This window comes from Nonomuraea sediminis (assembly GCF_018531495.1).
In the GTDB taxonomy this organism is placed as follows: Bacteria; Actinomycetota; Actinomycetes; order Streptosporangiales; family Streptosporangiaceae; genus Nonomuraea; species Nonomuraea sediminis.
Genome location: NZ_JAHDTI010000003.1, coordinates 835346 through 850681 on the forward strand (window position 1 = coordinate 835346; position 15336 = coordinate 850681).

Below are 15336 nucleotides of genomic sequence, written 5' to 3' on the forward strand. Positions count from 1 at the left end.
ACAGTGGAATTCCGACACCTGGGCCGCAGCGGCCTCATGGTCAGCGAGATCGCCTACGGCAACTGGATCACCCACGGCGCCCAGATCGACGAGGAGCGGGCCCACGCCTGCGTCCGCGCCGGGCTCGACCTGGGCATCACCACGTTCGACACCGCCGACGCCTATGCGGGCGGCCGCGCCGAGGAGGTGCTCGGCCGGGCGCTGGCGCAGGTGGACAGGGACGAGATCGAGATCCTCACCAAGGTCTACTGGCCCACCGGCGCGGGCGTGAACAACCGCGGGCTCAACCGCAAGCACATCCTGCGCTCGGCCGAGCGCTCGCTGCGCCGCCTCGGCACCGACTACATCGACGTCTACCAGGCCCACCGCTACGACCGCAGCACCCCGCTGGAGGAGACGCTGCGGGCCTTCGACGACCTCGTACGGCAGGGCAAGGTCCTGTACGTGGGCGTGTCGGAGTGGACGGCGGCGGAGCTGGCCGAGGCGGCGCGGATCGCGCCCGGGCTGATCGTGTCGAACCAGCCGCAGTACAACATGATCCGCCGGGTGATCGAACCCGAGATCGTGCCCGTGTCGCAGCGGCACGGCATCGGCCAGCTCGTCTTCCAGCCGCTGGCGATGGGCGTGCTGACCGGCAAGTACCTGCCGGGCGCGCCCATCCCCGAGGGGACCAGGGCCACGGATCCCGACGGCGGCCAGTACATCGCCCGGCTGCTGACCGACGAGGTGCTGACCAGGGTGCGGGCGCTCGCGCCGATCGCCGCCGATCACGGCCTGAGCATGGCGCAGCTCGCGATCGCCTGGACGCTGTCGAACCCGGCCGTGTCGGCGGCCGTCGTCGGCGCCTCCAGGCCCGAGCAGCTCGCCGACTCGGCCAAGGCCGCCGGGGTCACCCTGGACGCCGCCGCGCTTGAGGCGATCGACGAGGCGCTCGACGGCATCATCGAGCGCCACCTCGACGGCCCGCTCAGCCCGCCGGCGCGCCCGTAACCCCGGAGGCCACCGTACTCAGCTCGTGGCCGCGCCCGTGACGAGGTGGCGGCGGACCTGGTCGGCCTCGGGCCTGCCGAGCCGGTCGTAGACGGCCAGGGCCTGCTCCAGGCAGGCCCTGCCGCGCTCCGGCTGTCCCGCGAGGACGAGCGCGCGGCCCAGCACCGCCAGCATGTCGGCGCGCCGGTCGTCGGCGTCGTGCACCGGCACCACCGCCATCGCCGCCTCCGCCTGGACCAGCGCCTCGAGCGCGTGCCCGGCCGCCAGCTCGACCTCGGCCAGCCGGGTCATGGCCATCGCCTGCATCAGGTGCTGCCCGCCGGCGGCGGCGATCTCCACGCTCTCCCGCAGCGCAGTGCCGGCCTCGGCGCGGTCGCCGAGCCGGTGCAGCGCGGTGCCGCGCACGATGAGCGCGTGCCCCAGGGTGGGCAGGTGCCCCAGCTCGCGGGCCAGGACGATGCTGCGGTCGGCCTCCTGGAGGGCCTGCGCCGGCTCGCCCAGATCGAGCAGGACCATGCCCAGGTTCACCTGGTCCCATGCCACGCCGAGCCCGTCGCCGAGCTCGAGCCGCTCCTGGATCAGCGCGCGCAGGTGCCCGGCCGCCTCGGCCCGCTCGCCGCGCCGCCTGAGCATGATCGCCAGCCCTTGCCTGGTGCCGACCCGCACCACCACGTCGTCCTGGCCGTCGCGCATGGCCGCGGTCATCTCGGTGGCGCAGTCGTCGGCCCTGCCCAGGTACCAGTAGGCGTAGCCGAGCAGGTAGCGGCGGCGCGGCGTGGGCGGCAGCGCGCTCAGCGCCGCCGCCACCTCCGGCCCGTACACGGTGAGATCCAGCAGGATCGCCAGGACGAGCAGCAGGTCCACGGCCTGCGCGACGTCCTCGGCCTCGGCGGTGGCGCCGAGCAGCCCCGGCAGCTCGCCGGTGGCCCAGCTCCGTGCCTGCTCAGGGGTGGCCAGCGGCAGCCCGCTCGCCCGCGTCGGCGCCAGGTGGTCGTTGACGAGGTAGCCGGGCCACAGCACGCGCAGCGCCGCCGCCGCGCCGGCCAGGTGGAAGTCGAGCAGCCGCCGCCGCGCCTGCCGCGCCTCCTCCTCGCCCACCCGGCCGCGCGCGAAGGTCCGCAGCAGGTCGTGGAAGCGGTAGCGGCGCGGTGCCGGCGACTCCAGCAGGCTGAGGTCGACCAGCGCCTCGCACAGCTTCTCCGCCGCCTGCTCGCCGACGTCCAGCACGGCCCCGGCCGTCTCGGCCGACAGATCGGGGGCATCGGGTACGGCCAGCAGCCGCAGCGCCCTGGCCTGCTCCGCCGTGAGCTGGTCGAACCCGAGCGAGAACGTGGCCTCCACGGCCAGCTCCCCCACGCGCAGCTCGGCCAGGCGGCGCCGCTCGTCGGCGAGCCGGTCGCGCAACCGGGCGACGGTCCAGCCGGGCCGCCCGGCCAGCCGCGAGCCCGCGATCCGCACCGCCAGCGGCAGGAACCCGCAGGCGGCCACCACGTCCATGGCGGCGGCCCGTTCGGCGGCGACCCGCTCCTCCCCGGCGATGCGCGCGAGCAGGGTGAGCGCCTCGCCGGGTTCGAGCACGTCCAGGTCGAGCCGGTGCGCCGATTCCAGCGCCACCAGCCTGGCCCGGGACGTCACGATCACCGCGCAGCCGGGCGAGCCGGGCAGCAGCGCCTTGACCTGCCGGGCGTCGGCGGCGTTGTCGAGCAGTACGAGCACCCGGCGCTCGGCCAGCGCGGAGCGGTAGAGCGCGGCCCGCTCCGCCGCCTCGTCGGGCACGTCGGCGACGCCGAGCGCGCGCAGGAACGAGCCGAGCACGTGCGCGGGATCGAGCGGCCTGGCGTGCATGCCCATCAGGTCGACGTACAGCTGCCCGTCGGGGAACTCCCGCCTGACCAGGTGCGCGGCCCGCACGGCCAGCCGGGTCTTGCCCACCCCGCCGATGCCGGCGATGGCGCCGACCATGACCGTGCGGCCGGGCCGGACGACGGCGGTCAGCTCGGCGACCTCGGCGGCCCTTCCGGTGAAGTCGCCGATGTCGGCGGGCAGCTGCGCGGGTCGCAGCAGCTTGGCGGCGGGGGCGGGAGCGGGCGCGTCGTCGGCCAGCATCCGCCGGTGCAGCGCGGCCAGTTCGGCGGAGGGGTCGACGCCGAGCTCGGCGGCCAGGAGGCGGCGGGTGTCGGTGTAGACGGCCAGCGCCTCGGCCTTCCTGCCCGAGGCGGCCAACGCCCGCATGAGCAGCCCGCGCGCATGCTCGCGCAGCGGGTGCGCGGCGCACAGCGCGCTCAACTCGCCCACGGCCTCGCCGCCGCGGCGCTGCTCGATCGCCTGCTCGGCGGCGCGTTCCACGGCGGACAGCCGCAGCTCCTCCAGCCGGTCCCGCTGCGCCTGCGCGTAGCCGCCGGCGAGTCCGCCGAGGGCCTGGCCCTGCCAGAGCCGCAGCGCCTCCTCGTGCTGCCCCGCCTCGCACAGCCGGGTGAACTCGTCCAGGTCGAGCCGCGGCGCGGGCACCGCGTACCCGTCGCCCGCGGACGTGATCACCCCGTCGCCGAGCCGCGAGCGCAGCCGCGACACGTAGGTGCGCAGGGCGCCGAGCGCGGTGGGCGGCGGGTCGTCGCCCCAGATGGCGTCGATCAGCCGCTCCCTGCCCACCACCCGGCCACCGGCCAGTAGCAGGACGGCCAGCGTCAGCCGGGCCTGGGGCGAGCCCAGGTCCAGTTCCTCCTCGCCGCGCCAGGCCCGCACCGGCCCGAGGACGCGGAAGCGCAGGTCACTCATTGACGCAGCCCAGGACGGGCGGACGGGTGAAGGCCACCGGGTCCACGTCCGCGGCGGTGGTGACGTGGAAGGTGGCGCTCTCACCGGGCAGCAGGGTGACGAGCTGGTCGTCGATGGCGGCGCCCTGGTCCACCCGGTCGGGGAAGATCGCCAGTTCGCGCAGGATCGTCACCGCCGTCACCCGGATCCGCACCCCGCCGGGCACCCGCTCGGCGACGGCGTCGTAGGCCGCCCGCGGGTAGCCCATGGCCGGGTCCTCGGCGCCGGGCCGCAGCGCCCGCGCCTCACCGAGAACGGCCACGACCAGCTCGCCGGGGGTGGCGTCCCACGGCAGCTCGAAGCCCGCCACCGAACGCGGGCCCACCTGTACCGGCAGTTGCTCCTTGGCCAGCACCTCGCCCGTGACGGCGATCCTGGTCAGCTCGGCCTCGCCCTGCCACGGCCCGGCAGTGTCGTTGATCGCGACCAGTTCGGGTCCCTGGAAGGTGAGCAGGCGCGGGGCGTAGGCGCGGCGCAAGCCGTACCAGAGGGGCTTCCTGCGGCCCTCGCCGTCGACGGCGGACCAGGAGGTGACCGGCCAGCAGTCGTTGAGCTGCCAGACGATCGCGCCCATGCAGTACGGGGCCAGCGCGCGGAAGCGCTCGACGCCGAAGGCGACGGCGCGGGCCTGGTTGAGCTGGGTGTAGTAGTGCCAGTCGTCATGGGTGCGGGGCTCGGGCAGGTGCTCGCCCAGGCCGCGCAGCAGCTTGTCGTCGCCGCCGGCCGCCTTCTGGTGCGAGACCGGCGGATCCTGCGTGCTGCCCCTGCGCAGCGTGGCGTGCGTGGGCGGGCCCTGGAAGCCGAACTCGGCCACGAACCTGGGCGTGTAGGCCGCGTAGTGGGTGTAGTCCTGGGTGTTCCACACCGTCCAGAGGTGGATCGTGCCCCGCGCAGGGTCGTTGGGGTCCAGCTCGGGGCTGCCCGAGTAGGGGCTGCCCGGCCAGTACGGCGTGGCGGGCGCGAGCTCGGCCACCACCTTCGGCAGCAGGCCGTGGTAGTACCCGGCGCCCCAGGTGCGGTCACCGAGTCCTGCCCGCCAGCCCCAGTGCCGGTGCCCCTCGAGGTTCTCGTTGTTGCCGCACCACAGCACCAGCGACGCGTGCCCGGCCAGGCGCGCCACGTTGTCCCTGGCCTCGGCCTCGACCTCGCTCCAGAGGGGCTCCTCCTCCGGGTAGGCGGCGCAGGCGAACGGGAAGTCCTGCCAGACCAGCAGGCCCAGCTCGTCGGCCAGGTCGTAGAAGGCGTCGCTCTCGTACAGGCCGCCGCCCCACACCCTGACCAGGTTGGCGCCCGCCTCGGCCGCGTCCTTCAGGCGGTCGGGGGTGGCGCGGGAGGGGAAGCAGTCGCCGGGGATCCAGTTGACGCCCTTGACGAAGACCGGCTCGCCGTTGACGTTCAGCCGGAACGCCTCCCGCTCCAGGGTCACGTCGCGGAAGCCGATCCTGGTGGTCGTGGTCTCGTCGCCGAGCCTGACGGTCAGGTCGTACAGGGGCTGCTCGCCGTACCCGCGGGGCCACCACGGCTCCGGGTCCTGGACGTGGAGGGCGAGCACGGCCTCGGTCTCGCCCGGCGCCAGCCGTACCTCCGCGTGGACGCCCGCCACCTCGGCGGTCAGCGTGAGCGGGGCGTCGGTGGCGCGCTCGACGCGGACGTGCACCTCGACGCGGCCGTCGGCCGAGGCGACGGGGCGCACCTCGGCCAGGCGGGCGCCCGACCAGGCGTGCAGGCCGATCGGCCGCCAGATGCCCGAGGTGACCAGCGTCGGGCCCCAGTCCCAGCCGAAGCCGCAGGCCATCTTCCTGATGAACTGGTACGGCTCGGCGTAGGCGCCGGGCCGGTCGCCCACCTCCGCGCGGACGGCCTCGGCGTAGCCGTACGGCGAGGCGAAGACCACGGTCAGCGTGTTGTCGCCGGCGCGCAGCAGGTCGCGCACGGGGAAGCGGTGGGTGCGGTGCATGTTGGCGGCGCTGCCCGCGCGGGCGCCGTTGACCAGGACGGTGGCCACCGTGTCGAGCCCCTCGCACACCAGGTCGACCCGGTCGTGGCCGTCGTCGTGCCAGGTGAAGGACGTCTCGTAGGTCCACTCCTGGCGGCCGATCCAGCCCAGGTGGTGCTCGTTGTCGTCCACGTAGGGGTCGTCGATCAGGCCGGCCGACAGCAGGTCGGTGTGGACACAGCCGGGGACCGTGGCGGGGACCCGGTGGTGTCCGGCGCCGGACAGAGTCCAGGCGTGGTGCAGAGGTCGCAAGTGGGCTCCATCAGTGGGCTTCCTGGCGGGAGCCATTGTTCCAGGATCATTCGCCCGGACGTCACCGAAAGGGCGGCAGCGTCCCGCCCGAGTAGGCTGATGACCATGGTCCGCGCCGACGCAGAACGCAACATCGCCTCGATCCTCGAGGCGGGCCGCCGCCTGCTCAGCGTCGACCACGCGGCCAGCGTCGCCGACATCGCCAAGGCCGCGGGGGTGGGCAGGGTGACGCTCTACGGCCACTTCCCCTCGCGCGAGCAACTGGTCGAGGCCGTGATGGACCGGGCCGTCGAGCAGGCCGACCACCTGCTTGACGATCCCGAGCTGGAACGGATGCCGGCGGCCGAGGCTCTGACGCGGCTGGTGGGCTCCTCGTGGGAGGTGCTCGACCAGCACAGCAGCCTGTTCGTGGCGGCCGACAGGCTGCTGCCGACCGAGCGCATCCGCGAGTCGCACGCCAAGCCGCTGCACCGGGTCGAGCAGCTCATCCAGCGGGGCCGCGACGAGGGCGAGATCCGCACGGACCTGCCGTTGTCATGGCTGGTCAGCACGTTCTTCGCGATCCTGCACACGGCCGCCGCCGAGGTCGAGGCAGGGCGGCTCGACCGGGCGGCGGCGGGCGAGACGCTCAGGCGGACGCTGGCTCCTGTGTTCTCGGCTCGATCCCTGCCAGCAGGTTGAAGGCGCCCGTCAGGAGGTTCAGCGTGACGAGGCCGACCACCTCGGCGATCACGCGGTCGCTCCAGCCGTGCGCCCGCAGCTCCGCCACGTCCTCGTCGGTGATCGAGCTCGGCTCGGCGAAGACCCTGACGGCCACCCCGATGAGGGCCGCCTCGCGGGCGTCTGTCGAGGTGCCCTGGCGGGCCAGCTCGATGTCGGCCTCGCTCAACCCGGCCGCGCGCGCCGCGTCCGCGTGCGCCTGACGGCACATCGCGCACCCGATCCACTCCTGTACGGCCAGCGAGATCTTCTCCCCGAGCGCCCGCGGGATCTTCACCCGCTTCATCGCCCGCGAGAAGGCCAGGTAGCCCTCCAGCAGCGCGGGCGAGTTGGCCATGGTGGAGACCATCTCGCCCACCGAGCCACGCCTGGCGATGATGTCGTTCAGCAGGTCGCGGGACTTGTCCGGAGCCTGGTCCGGTTCGAGCGCGGTCAAGCGGCGCATGCTTCCTCCTTATCGGAAATATACCCCCCTACCGTATAAGCAGGAGCGCGCCGCTGGCTATTCCGAGCGCCACCGAGCCGGCCGACGCCACCAGCGCGGGCCATCCCCAGACCCGGGGCGCCGCCGCCCCCTCCCCCGCGAAGACGGGCCTGATCCAGCGCAGGTAGTAGAAGACGCTGGCCACGGTGTTGACGGCGGCCAGGACGGCCAGCCACGCGTACCCGCCGTCCCAGGCGGCGGCGAAGACGAGCAGCTTGCCGACGAAGACCGCGGTCGGCGGCGTCCCGACGAGCCCGAGCAGGCACACCACCAGCGCGGCGGCCGGCCAGGGCGAGCGCCGCGCCAGCCCCGCGTAGTCCTGCAGCCGGTCCGTGCCCGCCGCCTGGACCACGGCGAACGCGCCCAGGTTGGTGACCGCGTAGGCGGCCACGTAGAACAGCAGCGCGGGCTCGGCCAGGTCGCTGCGCCCCGCCACGGCGACCGGCACCAGCAGGTATCCGGCCTGGCTGATGGAGGAGTAGGCGAGCAGTCGCCGCACGTTGTCCTGGTAGAAGGCGGCCAGGTTGCCCAGCGTCATGGTGGCCGCGGCGATGAGCGCGAGCAGCAGCGGCTCGCGGAAGACCTCCTCGGCCAGCCGGAACAGCGCCACGAACGCCCCGATCTTCGGCACCGTGGTGACGAACGCGGCCACCGGCCTTGAGGCGCCCTCCGCGGCGTCCGGCAGCCAGAAGTGCGCGGGCACGCCGCCGGCCTTGAACAGCAGCCCGGCGAGCAGCAGGATCACGGCCACGACCGGGGCGCCGGGGCGGTAGGAGGTGGTGCCGGCCGTGCCGTACAGCAGGGTGACGCCGGCGAGCATGAGGACGCCCATGAAGGCGCCCATCAGGTAGTACTTGAGCGCCGCCTCGGTGCCGTGGGCGTCCTTGGCGAAGGCGACCAGCGCGTAGGCGGGGATGCTGGCCAGCAGGTAGGCCGCCACCAGCACAAGCAGGTCGTCCGCGCCGGCGAGCAGGACCGTGCCGAGCGCGGCGAGCATGATCAGGACGTAGACCTCGGTCTCGCGGGCGGCGCCCCCGGCCCAGCCGGCCGCCAGCCAGAGCGCGAGCAGGGTGGCGACGGCCACGGTGGCGCGGGCGAGGTTGGTGAGCGGGTCGACGGCGTACAACTCGAAGGCCATCAGATCACGCCCCACCGCCGCGGCCGTGGCGGCCAGCGATCCCGCCAGCGCGAGCGCGCAGATCCAGGCCACGATCCGCTGCCTGTCGCGGGGCAGGAACATCCCGGTGAGCAGCCCGATCACGGCGCCCGCCAGGATGAGCAGCTCGGGCAGCAGGTCGAGCGGGTTCTCGTTCATCATCCCGGTCATCGGCCGACCAGGTGCACCAGGGCCGCCGAAGCGGGTTCGATCATGTCGAGGAGCCAGCGGGGCGCGATGCCGATGACCAGGGAGAGGCCGAGCAGCGGCGCGACGGCGGCCAGCTCGCGCGGCCGCACGTCGGTGACGCGCGGGGTCAGCTCGCCCGGGCTGCCGAGGAAGGCCCGGTGCAGCAGCCTGAGCAGCAGCGCGGCGGTGATCAGGATGCCCACGATGCCGAGCGCGCCCGCCCAGACCGCCCCGGCCCCGATGACTCCGGTGAAGATCTGGAACTCCGCGATGAACCCCGACAGGCCGGGCAACCCGAGCGAGGCGAAGGCCGCCAGAGCCATCAGCCCGGTGAACACCGGCGCCCTGCCCGCGATCCCTCCGAATCTCGGGATCTGGTAGCTCTCGGCGCGGTCCCACAGCACCCCGGTCAGCAGGAACAGCGCCCCGGTGATCAGCCCGTGGCTCACCATCTGCGTGACGGCCCCGTCGACGGCCACCTCGCGCGCCTGCGTCCCGCCGCCGGCCAGGCCCGCGGCGCCCAGGGCCAGCACGATGTAGCCCATGTGGTTGACCGAGGTGTAGGCGATCAGCCGCTTCATGTCCTCCTGAGCCAGCGCCACCAGCGCGCCGTAGAGCACGCTGACCACGCCGATCACGATGACCACCCACGCGTAGGCGCGCCACGCCTCGGGCAGCATCGGCATCGCGATCCTGGCCATGCCGTACGTGCCCATCTTCAGCAGGACGGCGGCCAGGATCGCGGACCCCGCGGCGGGCGCGTCGGTGTGCGCGGGCGGCAGCCAGGTGTGCACGGGCACGGTCGGGGTCTTGACCGCGAGCCCGACGCCGATCGCCAGCAGCACCACGGCCGGGGCCGCCGGCGGGTTGCGGATCAGCTCGACCATGTCGAACGTGTTCCCGGCCAGGTACAGGCCGATGAAGCCGAGCAGCAGCGACAGGGAGCCGAGGAAGGTGTAGAGGAAGAACTTCAGCGCCGAGCGGGCCCGGTCGCCGTGCCCCCACCCGGCGATCACGAAGTACATGCCCACGATCGACAGGTCGAAGAAGACGAAGAACAGCAGCAGGTCCAGCGCCGCGAACAGCCCGATCGACACAGTCTGCAGGAACAGGAAGAGCGCGGCGTAGGCGCGCGGCCTGACGGGCTCGCGCAGCGAGTAGACGGCGCACACCAGGAACAGCACCGCGCTCATCGCGATGAGCGGCAGCGACAGCCCGTCCACGCCGACGTGGTACCCGGCGCCCACCGAGGGGATCCAGCGCAGCCGCTCCTCGTAGCCGATGCCGCCGCGGTAGCCCACCCACAGGGCCACGACCAGCGCCAGGTCAAGCGCCGAGGCCGCGATCCAGACCCAGATCGCGGCCCTGGCGCCGATCCACGGCAGCGCCAGCACGGCGGCCGCGACCAGGGGGAGGAAGATCACTAGGGAGAGCACGCGTTACCTCATCACCGCGAAGACGACTGCCAGCACGATCAACGCCACGGCGGCCTGGGCGAAATAGGTGTGCACCTGCCCGGTCTGCGGTCTGCGCGCCACCCGCCCGAGCCGCCCCGCCGTCCGCGCCAGCCCCTGGACGACCCCGTCGACCCCCACCTCGAACGGCCTGCGCGCCACCCTGGCCGCCGCCATCCCCGCCCTCGGCACCGCCCGCACGATCCCGTCGACCACGTGATCGTCGAACCACGCCGCCCCGCGCGCCAACGCCAGCATCGGCCGCCACAGCCCGGCCTCCGCGCCCCGCTCCAGATACAGCCACTCCCCAGCGGCCCGCCCCAGCCCACTCCCACGGCCCGCCGCCACCTCGCCCGCACGGCCCGCCGCCACCTCGCCTGCTCGGCCCGCCGTCACCTCGTCCGTACGGCCCGCCGCCATCTCGGTTGTACGGCCCGCCATGGGACCCGCCTGCGCGGGAACCCAGGACCGCCGGGCCACGATCACGACAGCGGCCACCACGGCCACGGCCAGGGCGCCGGACAGCACCAGCTCGCCCCCAGTGGGACCGGGCGCGCCCGCATCCCCCACCAGGCGTGACCATGCGTCGAACACGGACGGCAACCCGACGACGCCCAGCGTGGCTGCGCCGACCGCGAGCACGGGCAGCGGGATCCCCTGGAGCACACCCACCCGCCCGGTGACCGGCTCGGGCCCGTGCTCGAGGACCGGCGGCGCGTCGGAGGCCGGGCGCCAGACGGCGACCAGGGCCTTGGCGGCGTAGGCGGCGGAGAGCAGGGCGGCGACGAGGGCCACGCCGTAGAGGGCGGGCTGGGAGACCGAGCCGAGGATCGCGTCCTTGGTCACCCACAGCGACAGCGGCGGCACCCCGGCCAGCGCCAGCGCGCCCACCGTGAACGTGACCCCCACCAGCGGATACCGCCGGGCGGCCGTGCCGAGCGAGCCCAGGTCCTTGGTGCCCAGGGCCGTCAGCCAGGCTCCCGCCCCGAGGAAGAGCAGGCTCTTGACCGCCGCGTGCGCCACCAGCTGCGCGGTGCCTCCGGCGACGGCGCCCACTCCGGCGCCCAGCACCATGAAGCCGAGCTGGGCGCAGGTCGAGGCCGCCAGCAGTTGCTTGAGGTCCCGCTGGGCCAGCGCCACCGCCCCGAGCAGCAGCGCCGTCACCACGCCCGCCCAGGACACTACGGTCGCCGCCCATTCGGTCGCGGCAAGCAGCGGCTCGACCCGCAGCAGCAGGTACGCCCCCGCGGCCACCATCGTCGCCGAGTGCAGCAGCGCCGAGACCGGGCTCGGGCCCGCCATGGCCCGCGACAGCCAGAACGAGAACGGCACCTGCGCCGACTTCCCGAGCGCCGCCAGCACGATCCCCCCGGCCACCAGATCCCGATATATCCCGCCCAACCCCGGCAACCCACCCAACGCCAGCACCCCATCGAGCCCCGGCCCAGGCACCACCCCACCGCCTGCCACGCCCGCGAAAGCGCTCCCTGCCGTACCCGTAAAGGCGCCCAGCGGGCCCCCCGCCGCGGTTTCCGGGCCGAATGCCGAGCCGAGCCCGGCGGCGAGGGCACCCGTCTGGGCGCCCGAGGCGGCCAGGGCTCCCGCCAGGGCGGCGCCGGCCGCCAGGTAGAGGCCCAGGTCGCCGGCGCGCGTGGTGACGAAGGAGATCGTGCCCGCACGGACGCGGGAGCCGTCGCGCCACCAGTAGCCGATGAGCGCATACGACATCGCCCCCATGACCTCCCAGCCCATGAGCAGCAGGACCAGGTCGGTGGCCGTCACCGTGACCAGCATCGCGGCCACGAAGATCAGCATGAGCCCGAAGAAGCGCCCTTCCCGCAGCTCCCCGGCGGCGAACACGAGGACGGCCAGCGCGACGGCGGCCACGGTCACCACCATGACCGCCGACAGCCCGTCCACGGCCAGCCCTGACCGGAACACCAGCCGCGCCGAGACCGCGGGCCGCGCCACCGCCGCCCAGACGGCCAGCGCCAGCGTCAGGGCGGCGGCCGAGATCGCCACGACGCGGGGGGCACGCCGTACCAGCAGCAGGACGCCGCCCGTCAGGGCGGGCAGGCCGGGCAGCAGCCAGAGCAGGGCGTTCATCCGCGCAGGTCCCTGGCGTCGTCGGTCATGTCCACGTCGCGGGCGCGGAAGATGGCGGTGGCGACGGCGAAGCCCATGGCCATCTCCAGCGCCATCACCGTCACCGCGACCAGCACCAGCACCTGGCCGTCCGCGGTCTGGGGCGCCACGAAGTACCAGAAGGCCCCGCCCGCCACGATCAGCCCGTTGATCATGAGCTCCAGGCCCATCATGAGCATGACGATCGACTGCTGCGACAGCGCGCCGTACAGCCCGACCGCGAACAGGGCGGCGGCCAGCAGCAGGAAGGCCTCAAGCGTCATGACGCCCCCTGCGCGTGGCGAGCACCACGGTCGCGATCATCGTGGCCAGGATCGCCACCCCGATGACCATCATCACCAGCATCTTGGGGCCCATGATCGACAGGCCCAGGGCGTGCGTCGGATCGCGGGGCGGCACGCCCTTGCGCGCCGGCCAGTCGACCAGGAACACCCCGGCGGCCAGCAGCGCGAACGCGGCGGCCGCGATGATCGCGGCGCCGCGCTCGTTGTGCACCATCTTCATCGGCATGAGCCCCGCCGGGTTCATCATGTACATGATCATGAAGACCGCCATGACGAGCATCTCCATGATCATCATCAGCACGATCAACAGGCCGAGGTACTGCAGGTCGATCAACAGAAACGTGGCGCCCACCGCCAGCAGCGAGGTCAGCAGCGCGAACGTCGCGCGCGCCATCGAGTCGACCACGAACACCGCGATCCCGCTCGCCACCGCCAGAACCGCCAGAATCCAGAACATCACAGCACCACGATCCCCACGACGAGCAGTTGCACCAGCGTGAGCGGTATCAGCACGACCCAGGCGAAGGTCATGAACCTGTCCATCCGTACGGCGGGCAGCCGGTGCTTGGCCACGACCAGCACGGCCAGCACCACCGCGGCCTTGGCCGGCGACCAGGGCCCGCCCCCGAGGAAGAGCGGCACGGCGGCCGCGGCGGCCACCGCGAGCAGGGCGTACCGCCCGGCCATGAACACCAGCCGGTCGGGCCCCGACAGCTCCGCCACCACTCCCCCGGCCGCGTCGCGCCCGAGCGGCTCCCCCATCGGCCCCCAGAACGCGAAGGCCAGCGCCGAGATCAGGTACACCACGAAGGCCGCCGGCATCCAGACGACGAACCAGAGCCCCTGCTGCGCCGCCACGACGTCGGACAGACGCAGCGACCCGGCGCCCAGCGCCACCGTGATCAGCGCGAACATGTGCGGCAGCTCGTAGGCCAGCCCCTGCGCGACGAACCGGTAGCCGCCGACCAGCGGGTAGAAGGAGTTCGCGCCCCAGCCGGTCAGCCAGAGCGCGCCCCAGACGACGACCTCGATCGCGTTGAACCAGACGATCCCGACACTGAGGTCCAGCACCGGCGGCCCGCCCAGCGGCAGCACCACGGCCGCCAGCACCGCCGCGACCAGCAGGCTGATCACGCCGATGCGGGTGAGCAGCAGGTCGGGCAGCAGCGTCACGCGCCGCTGCTGGACCAGCAGCCGGGCGGCCTCGCGGAACGGCACGTCGGCGTGCCCGCTCGCCAGCCTGCCGTCCAGCGCGGCGGCCGCGACCGCGAGCACGCCCAGCACGGCCAGTTCACCCATGGGGCAGCTCCAGGTCCGGGTCGAGGCTCGCGACGATCAGCCGCGCCGCCGCCAGCTCGGCGCCTTCGAGCAGCTCGGGCAGTACGGCGGGCAGCGGGCTCGTGGGCCCTTCGCCTCCCTCAAGCGGGCCGGGGTCGTCCGTCGCGGCGAGCGCCCTGCCCGTGTCGGCCAGCCACCAGCGGGTCCTGTCCAGGGCGTCCCTGCCGCGCTCGTGGTCGTCGATCACGCCGATGTCCTTGAGCATCCAGGCGAGGATCCTCGATCGGCCCACCCTTCTGGCGAAACGCGTGTACGGGTCCTGGACAGGGGCTCCTGCCAGGGTCCTGTCGCGCAGGCGGGCGGCCTCGCGGGCGGCGCCCGGCCAGCCGGCCACGCCGAGCAGGCGGGTGAGGCTGTCGAGGTGGGCGGCGGCCGTCCTTCTCGCCGCCTCGCCCCTGGTCGCTCCGGCCGGGGACAGCCAGGGTTCGTGCCAGTACGGCGTGCCGTGCCCGTGTGCCGTGGACACGTGGGCCTGCTGGATGACGTCGCCCTGCATGACGGTGTGGATCACCAGGCCGGCGGGCCAGTCGGGCAGGATCGGGCCGAGGGGGATGTGGAGCCGGTCGAGCTTCAGTCCGTCGCGGTCGTCGCCGCGGTCGGCCATCTTCAGCCCGCCGGGATTTCCCATCATGTGGTGCCCATGACCACCCATGTCCCCATGGCCCATGTCCCCGTGATCCATCTCGCCGTGGTCCATGCCACCGTGGTTCATGTCCCCGTGATCCATGCCGCCGTGATCCATGCCGCCGTGGTCGGGCATGTCGCCGTGGTTCATGGGGGCGGGGGGCGTGTCGGGGCGCCAGGGGTGGCGGGTTTCGGCGTCGTGGCGCTGGACGGGTTCGTCGGAGAGCGTGGCCGTGGCGCGGTCGAAGGCCGCCCCCACCTCGGCCGGGTCGTCGAGGTGGACGAGGGCGCGGGGGACGGGCAGGTCGGACCACACCACGTCGATCGCCTCAGCCAGAGCGGCGTCCGGGGAGCCGCACACCGCCACGACCGAGGCCTCGGCGGGCGACCGGGCGGACAGCCAGCCACGCCGGGCCGCCTCCGCCTCGACGGCCAGCCGTACGGGCGTGCCGTACAGCGCGGTGACGACCAGCACCCGGGGACGCACGGCCGCCGCCCGCAGCAGCCACCCGCTCAGACCCACCGGAAGGCCCCCTCCCGCCACGCGTAGAGCACCCCGACCAGCAGCAACCCGAGGAAGGCGAACATCTCGACCAGCGCGACGGGTCCGACCTCGGCCACCACCAGCGCCCACGGGTACATGAAGACCATTTCCATGTCGAAGGCCAGGAAGATCAGCGTGACCGCGTACCAGCGCACGTGGAAGCGCGACAGCGCGTGCTCGGCCGGACGCGCCCCCGACAGGAACGGGCCGACGGCGATCGGGCGGGGCGCGAGGATCCGCGAGACGCCGTACACCCCCGCCACTCCGGCGGCGAGCAGGATCAGCAGCACGACCAGGCCGATCCCCATCCGATTCCTCCAGAATTTGACTACTAAGGTACGTAGTG

13 protein-coding genes are annotated in these 15336 nt (G+C 73.6%); 2 read left to right on the top strand and 11 right to left on the bottom strand.

What is annotated here, in order from left to right:
* Positions 1-3 precede the first annotated feature (3 nt).
* Positions 4-990, top strand: a complete 987-nt coding sequence (locus KIK09_RS17935; protein ID WP_214320341.1) for an aldo/keto reductase family protein — start codon at positions 4-6, stop codon at positions 988-990.
* An 18-nt stretch (positions 991-1008) separates the two neighbouring features.
* Here the strand turns inward: KIK09_RS17935 and KIK09_RS17940 are convergent, their stop codons facing one another.
* The gene (locus KIK09_RS17940) at positions 1009-3765 is read right to left on the bottom strand and encodes an AfsR/SARP family transcriptional regulator (RefSeq protein WP_214320342.1); all 2757 of its coding nucleotides are present in this window, start codon (positions 3763-3765) and stop codon (positions 1009-1011) included.
* Positions 3758-6052 carry a glycoside hydrolase family 2 protein gene (locus KIK09_RS17945; RefSeq protein ID WP_250573229.1) on the bottom strand — a complete coding sequence of 765 codons (2295 nt, stop codon included), beginning with the start codon at positions 6050-6052 and terminating at the stop codon, positions 3758-3760. The genes KIK09_RS17940 and KIK09_RS17945 overlap by 8 nt, the downstream gene beginning before the upstream one ends.
* Positions 6053-6157: 105 nt before the next feature.
* On the opposite strand from KIK09_RS17945, the gene KIK09_RS17950 reads away from it, so the two are divergent.
* A complete protein-coding gene (locus tag KIK09_RS17950; RefSeq protein WP_250573230.1) occupies positions 6158-6733 on the top strand; it encodes a TetR/AcrR family transcriptional regulator in 576 nt (191 codons plus the stop codon).
* On the opposite strand, the gene KIK09_RS17955 is transcribed toward KIK09_RS17950, so the two are convergent.
* Genes KIK09_RS17955 through KIK09_RS17995 form a run of 9 tightly spaced genes read right to left on the bottom strand, consistent with a single transcriptional unit; the run spans position 6681 to position 15298 of the window.
* Positions 6681-7217, bottom strand: a complete 537-nt coding sequence (locus KIK09_RS17955) for a carboxymuconolactone decarboxylase family protein (RefSeq protein WP_214320345.1) — start codon at positions 7215-7217, stop codon at positions 6681-6683. The two genes, KIK09_RS17950 and KIK09_RS17955, sit on opposite strands and share 53 nt — an antisense overlap.
* Positions 7218-7245: 28 nt before the next feature.
* Positions 7246-8583, bottom strand: a complete 1338-nt coding sequence (locus tag KIK09_RS17960; protein WP_250573231.1) for an NADH-quinone oxidoreductase subunit N — start codon at positions 8581-8583, stop codon at positions 7246-7248.
* Entirely contained in the window at positions 8580-10037 is a 1458-nt protein-coding gene (locus KIK09_RS17965) for a complex I subunit 4 family protein (RefSeq protein WP_214320346.1), read from the bottom strand. The genes KIK09_RS17960 and KIK09_RS17965 overlap by 4 nt, the downstream gene beginning before the upstream one ends.
* Before the next feature lie 3 nt (positions 10038-10040).
* Complete coding sequence (locus tag KIK09_RS17970) at positions 10041-12161, bottom strand: proton-conducting transporter transmembrane domain-containing protein (protein WP_214320347.1); 2121 nt, start codon at positions 12159-12161, stop codon at positions 10041-10043.
* On the bottom strand, positions 12158-12463 hold the full coding sequence (gene nuoK / locus KIK09_RS17975; protein WP_214320348.1) for an NADH-quinone oxidoreductase subunit NuoK: 306 nt from the start codon (positions 12461-12463) through the stop codon (positions 12158-12160). The genes KIK09_RS17970 and nuoK overlap by 4 nt, the downstream gene beginning before the upstream one ends.
* A complete protein-coding gene (locus KIK09_RS17980; protein ID WP_214320349.1) occupies positions 12453-12941 on the bottom strand; it encodes an NADH-quinone oxidoreductase subunit J family protein in 489 nt (162 codons plus the stop codon). The genes nuoK and KIK09_RS17980 overlap by 11 nt, the downstream gene beginning before the upstream one ends.
* Entirely contained in the window at positions 12941-13783 is an 843-nt protein-coding gene (locus KIK09_RS17985) for an NADH-quinone oxidoreductase subunit H (protein WP_214320350.1), read from the bottom strand. Before KIK09_RS17985 ends, KIK09_RS17980 begins: the two co-directional genes overlap by 1 nt.
* Positions 13776-14969 carry a hypothetical protein gene (locus KIK09_RS17990; RefSeq protein WP_214320351.1) on the bottom strand — a complete coding sequence of 398 codons (1194 nt, stop codon included), beginning with the start codon at positions 14967-14969 and terminating at the stop codon, positions 13776-13778. The genes KIK09_RS17985 and KIK09_RS17990 overlap by 8 nt, the downstream gene beginning before the upstream one ends.
* Positions 14960-15298: an NADH-quinone oxidoreductase subunit A gene (locus KIK09_RS17995; protein ID WP_214320352.1), complete on the bottom strand. Its 339-nt coding sequence runs from the start codon at positions 15296-15298 to the stop codon at positions 14960-14962. The genes KIK09_RS17990 and KIK09_RS17995 overlap by 10 nt, the downstream gene beginning before the upstream one ends.
* Positions 15299-15336 lie beyond the last annotated feature (38 nt).

Bases quoted from the DNA above. Each gene is read 5' to 3' on its own strand.
- KIK09_RS17960 (WP_250573231.1), bottom strand. From the start codon at position 8,583: ATGACCGGGATGATGAACGAGAACCCGCTCGACCTGCTGCCCGAGCTG.
- KIK09_RS17985 (WP_214320350.1), bottom strand. From the start codon at position 13,783: ATGGGTGAACTGGCCGTGCTGGGCGTGCTCGCGGTCGCGGCCGCCGCG.
- KIK09_RS17950 (WP_250573230.1), top strand. From the start codon at position 6,158: ATGGTCCGCGCCGACGCAGAACGCAACATCGCCTCGATCCTCGAGGCG.
- KIK09_RS17995 (WP_214320352.1), bottom strand. From the start codon at position 15,298: ATGGGGATCGGCCTGGTCGTGCTGCTGATCCTGCTCGCCGCCGGAGTG.
- KIK09_RS17980 (WP_214320349.1), bottom strand. From the start codon at position 12,941: ATGTTCTGGATTCTGGCGGTTCTGGCGGTGGCGAGCGGGATCGCGGTG.
- nuoK (WP_214320348.1), bottom strand. From the start codon at position 12,463: ATGACGCTTGAGGCCTTCCTGCTGCTGGCCGCCGCCCTGTTCGCGGTC.
- KIK09_RS17970 (WP_214320347.1), bottom strand. From the start codon at position 12,161: ATGAACGCCCTGCTCTGGCTGCTGCCCGGCCTGCCCGCCCTGACGGGC.
- KIK09_RS17940 (WP_214320342.1), bottom strand. From the start codon at position 3,765: ATGAGTGACCTGCGCTTCCGCGTCCTCGGGCCGGTGCGGGCCTGGCGC.
- KIK09_RS17955 (WP_214320345.1), bottom strand. From the start codon at position 7,217: ATGCGCCGCTTGACCGCGCTCGAACCGGACCAGGCTCCGGACAAGTCC.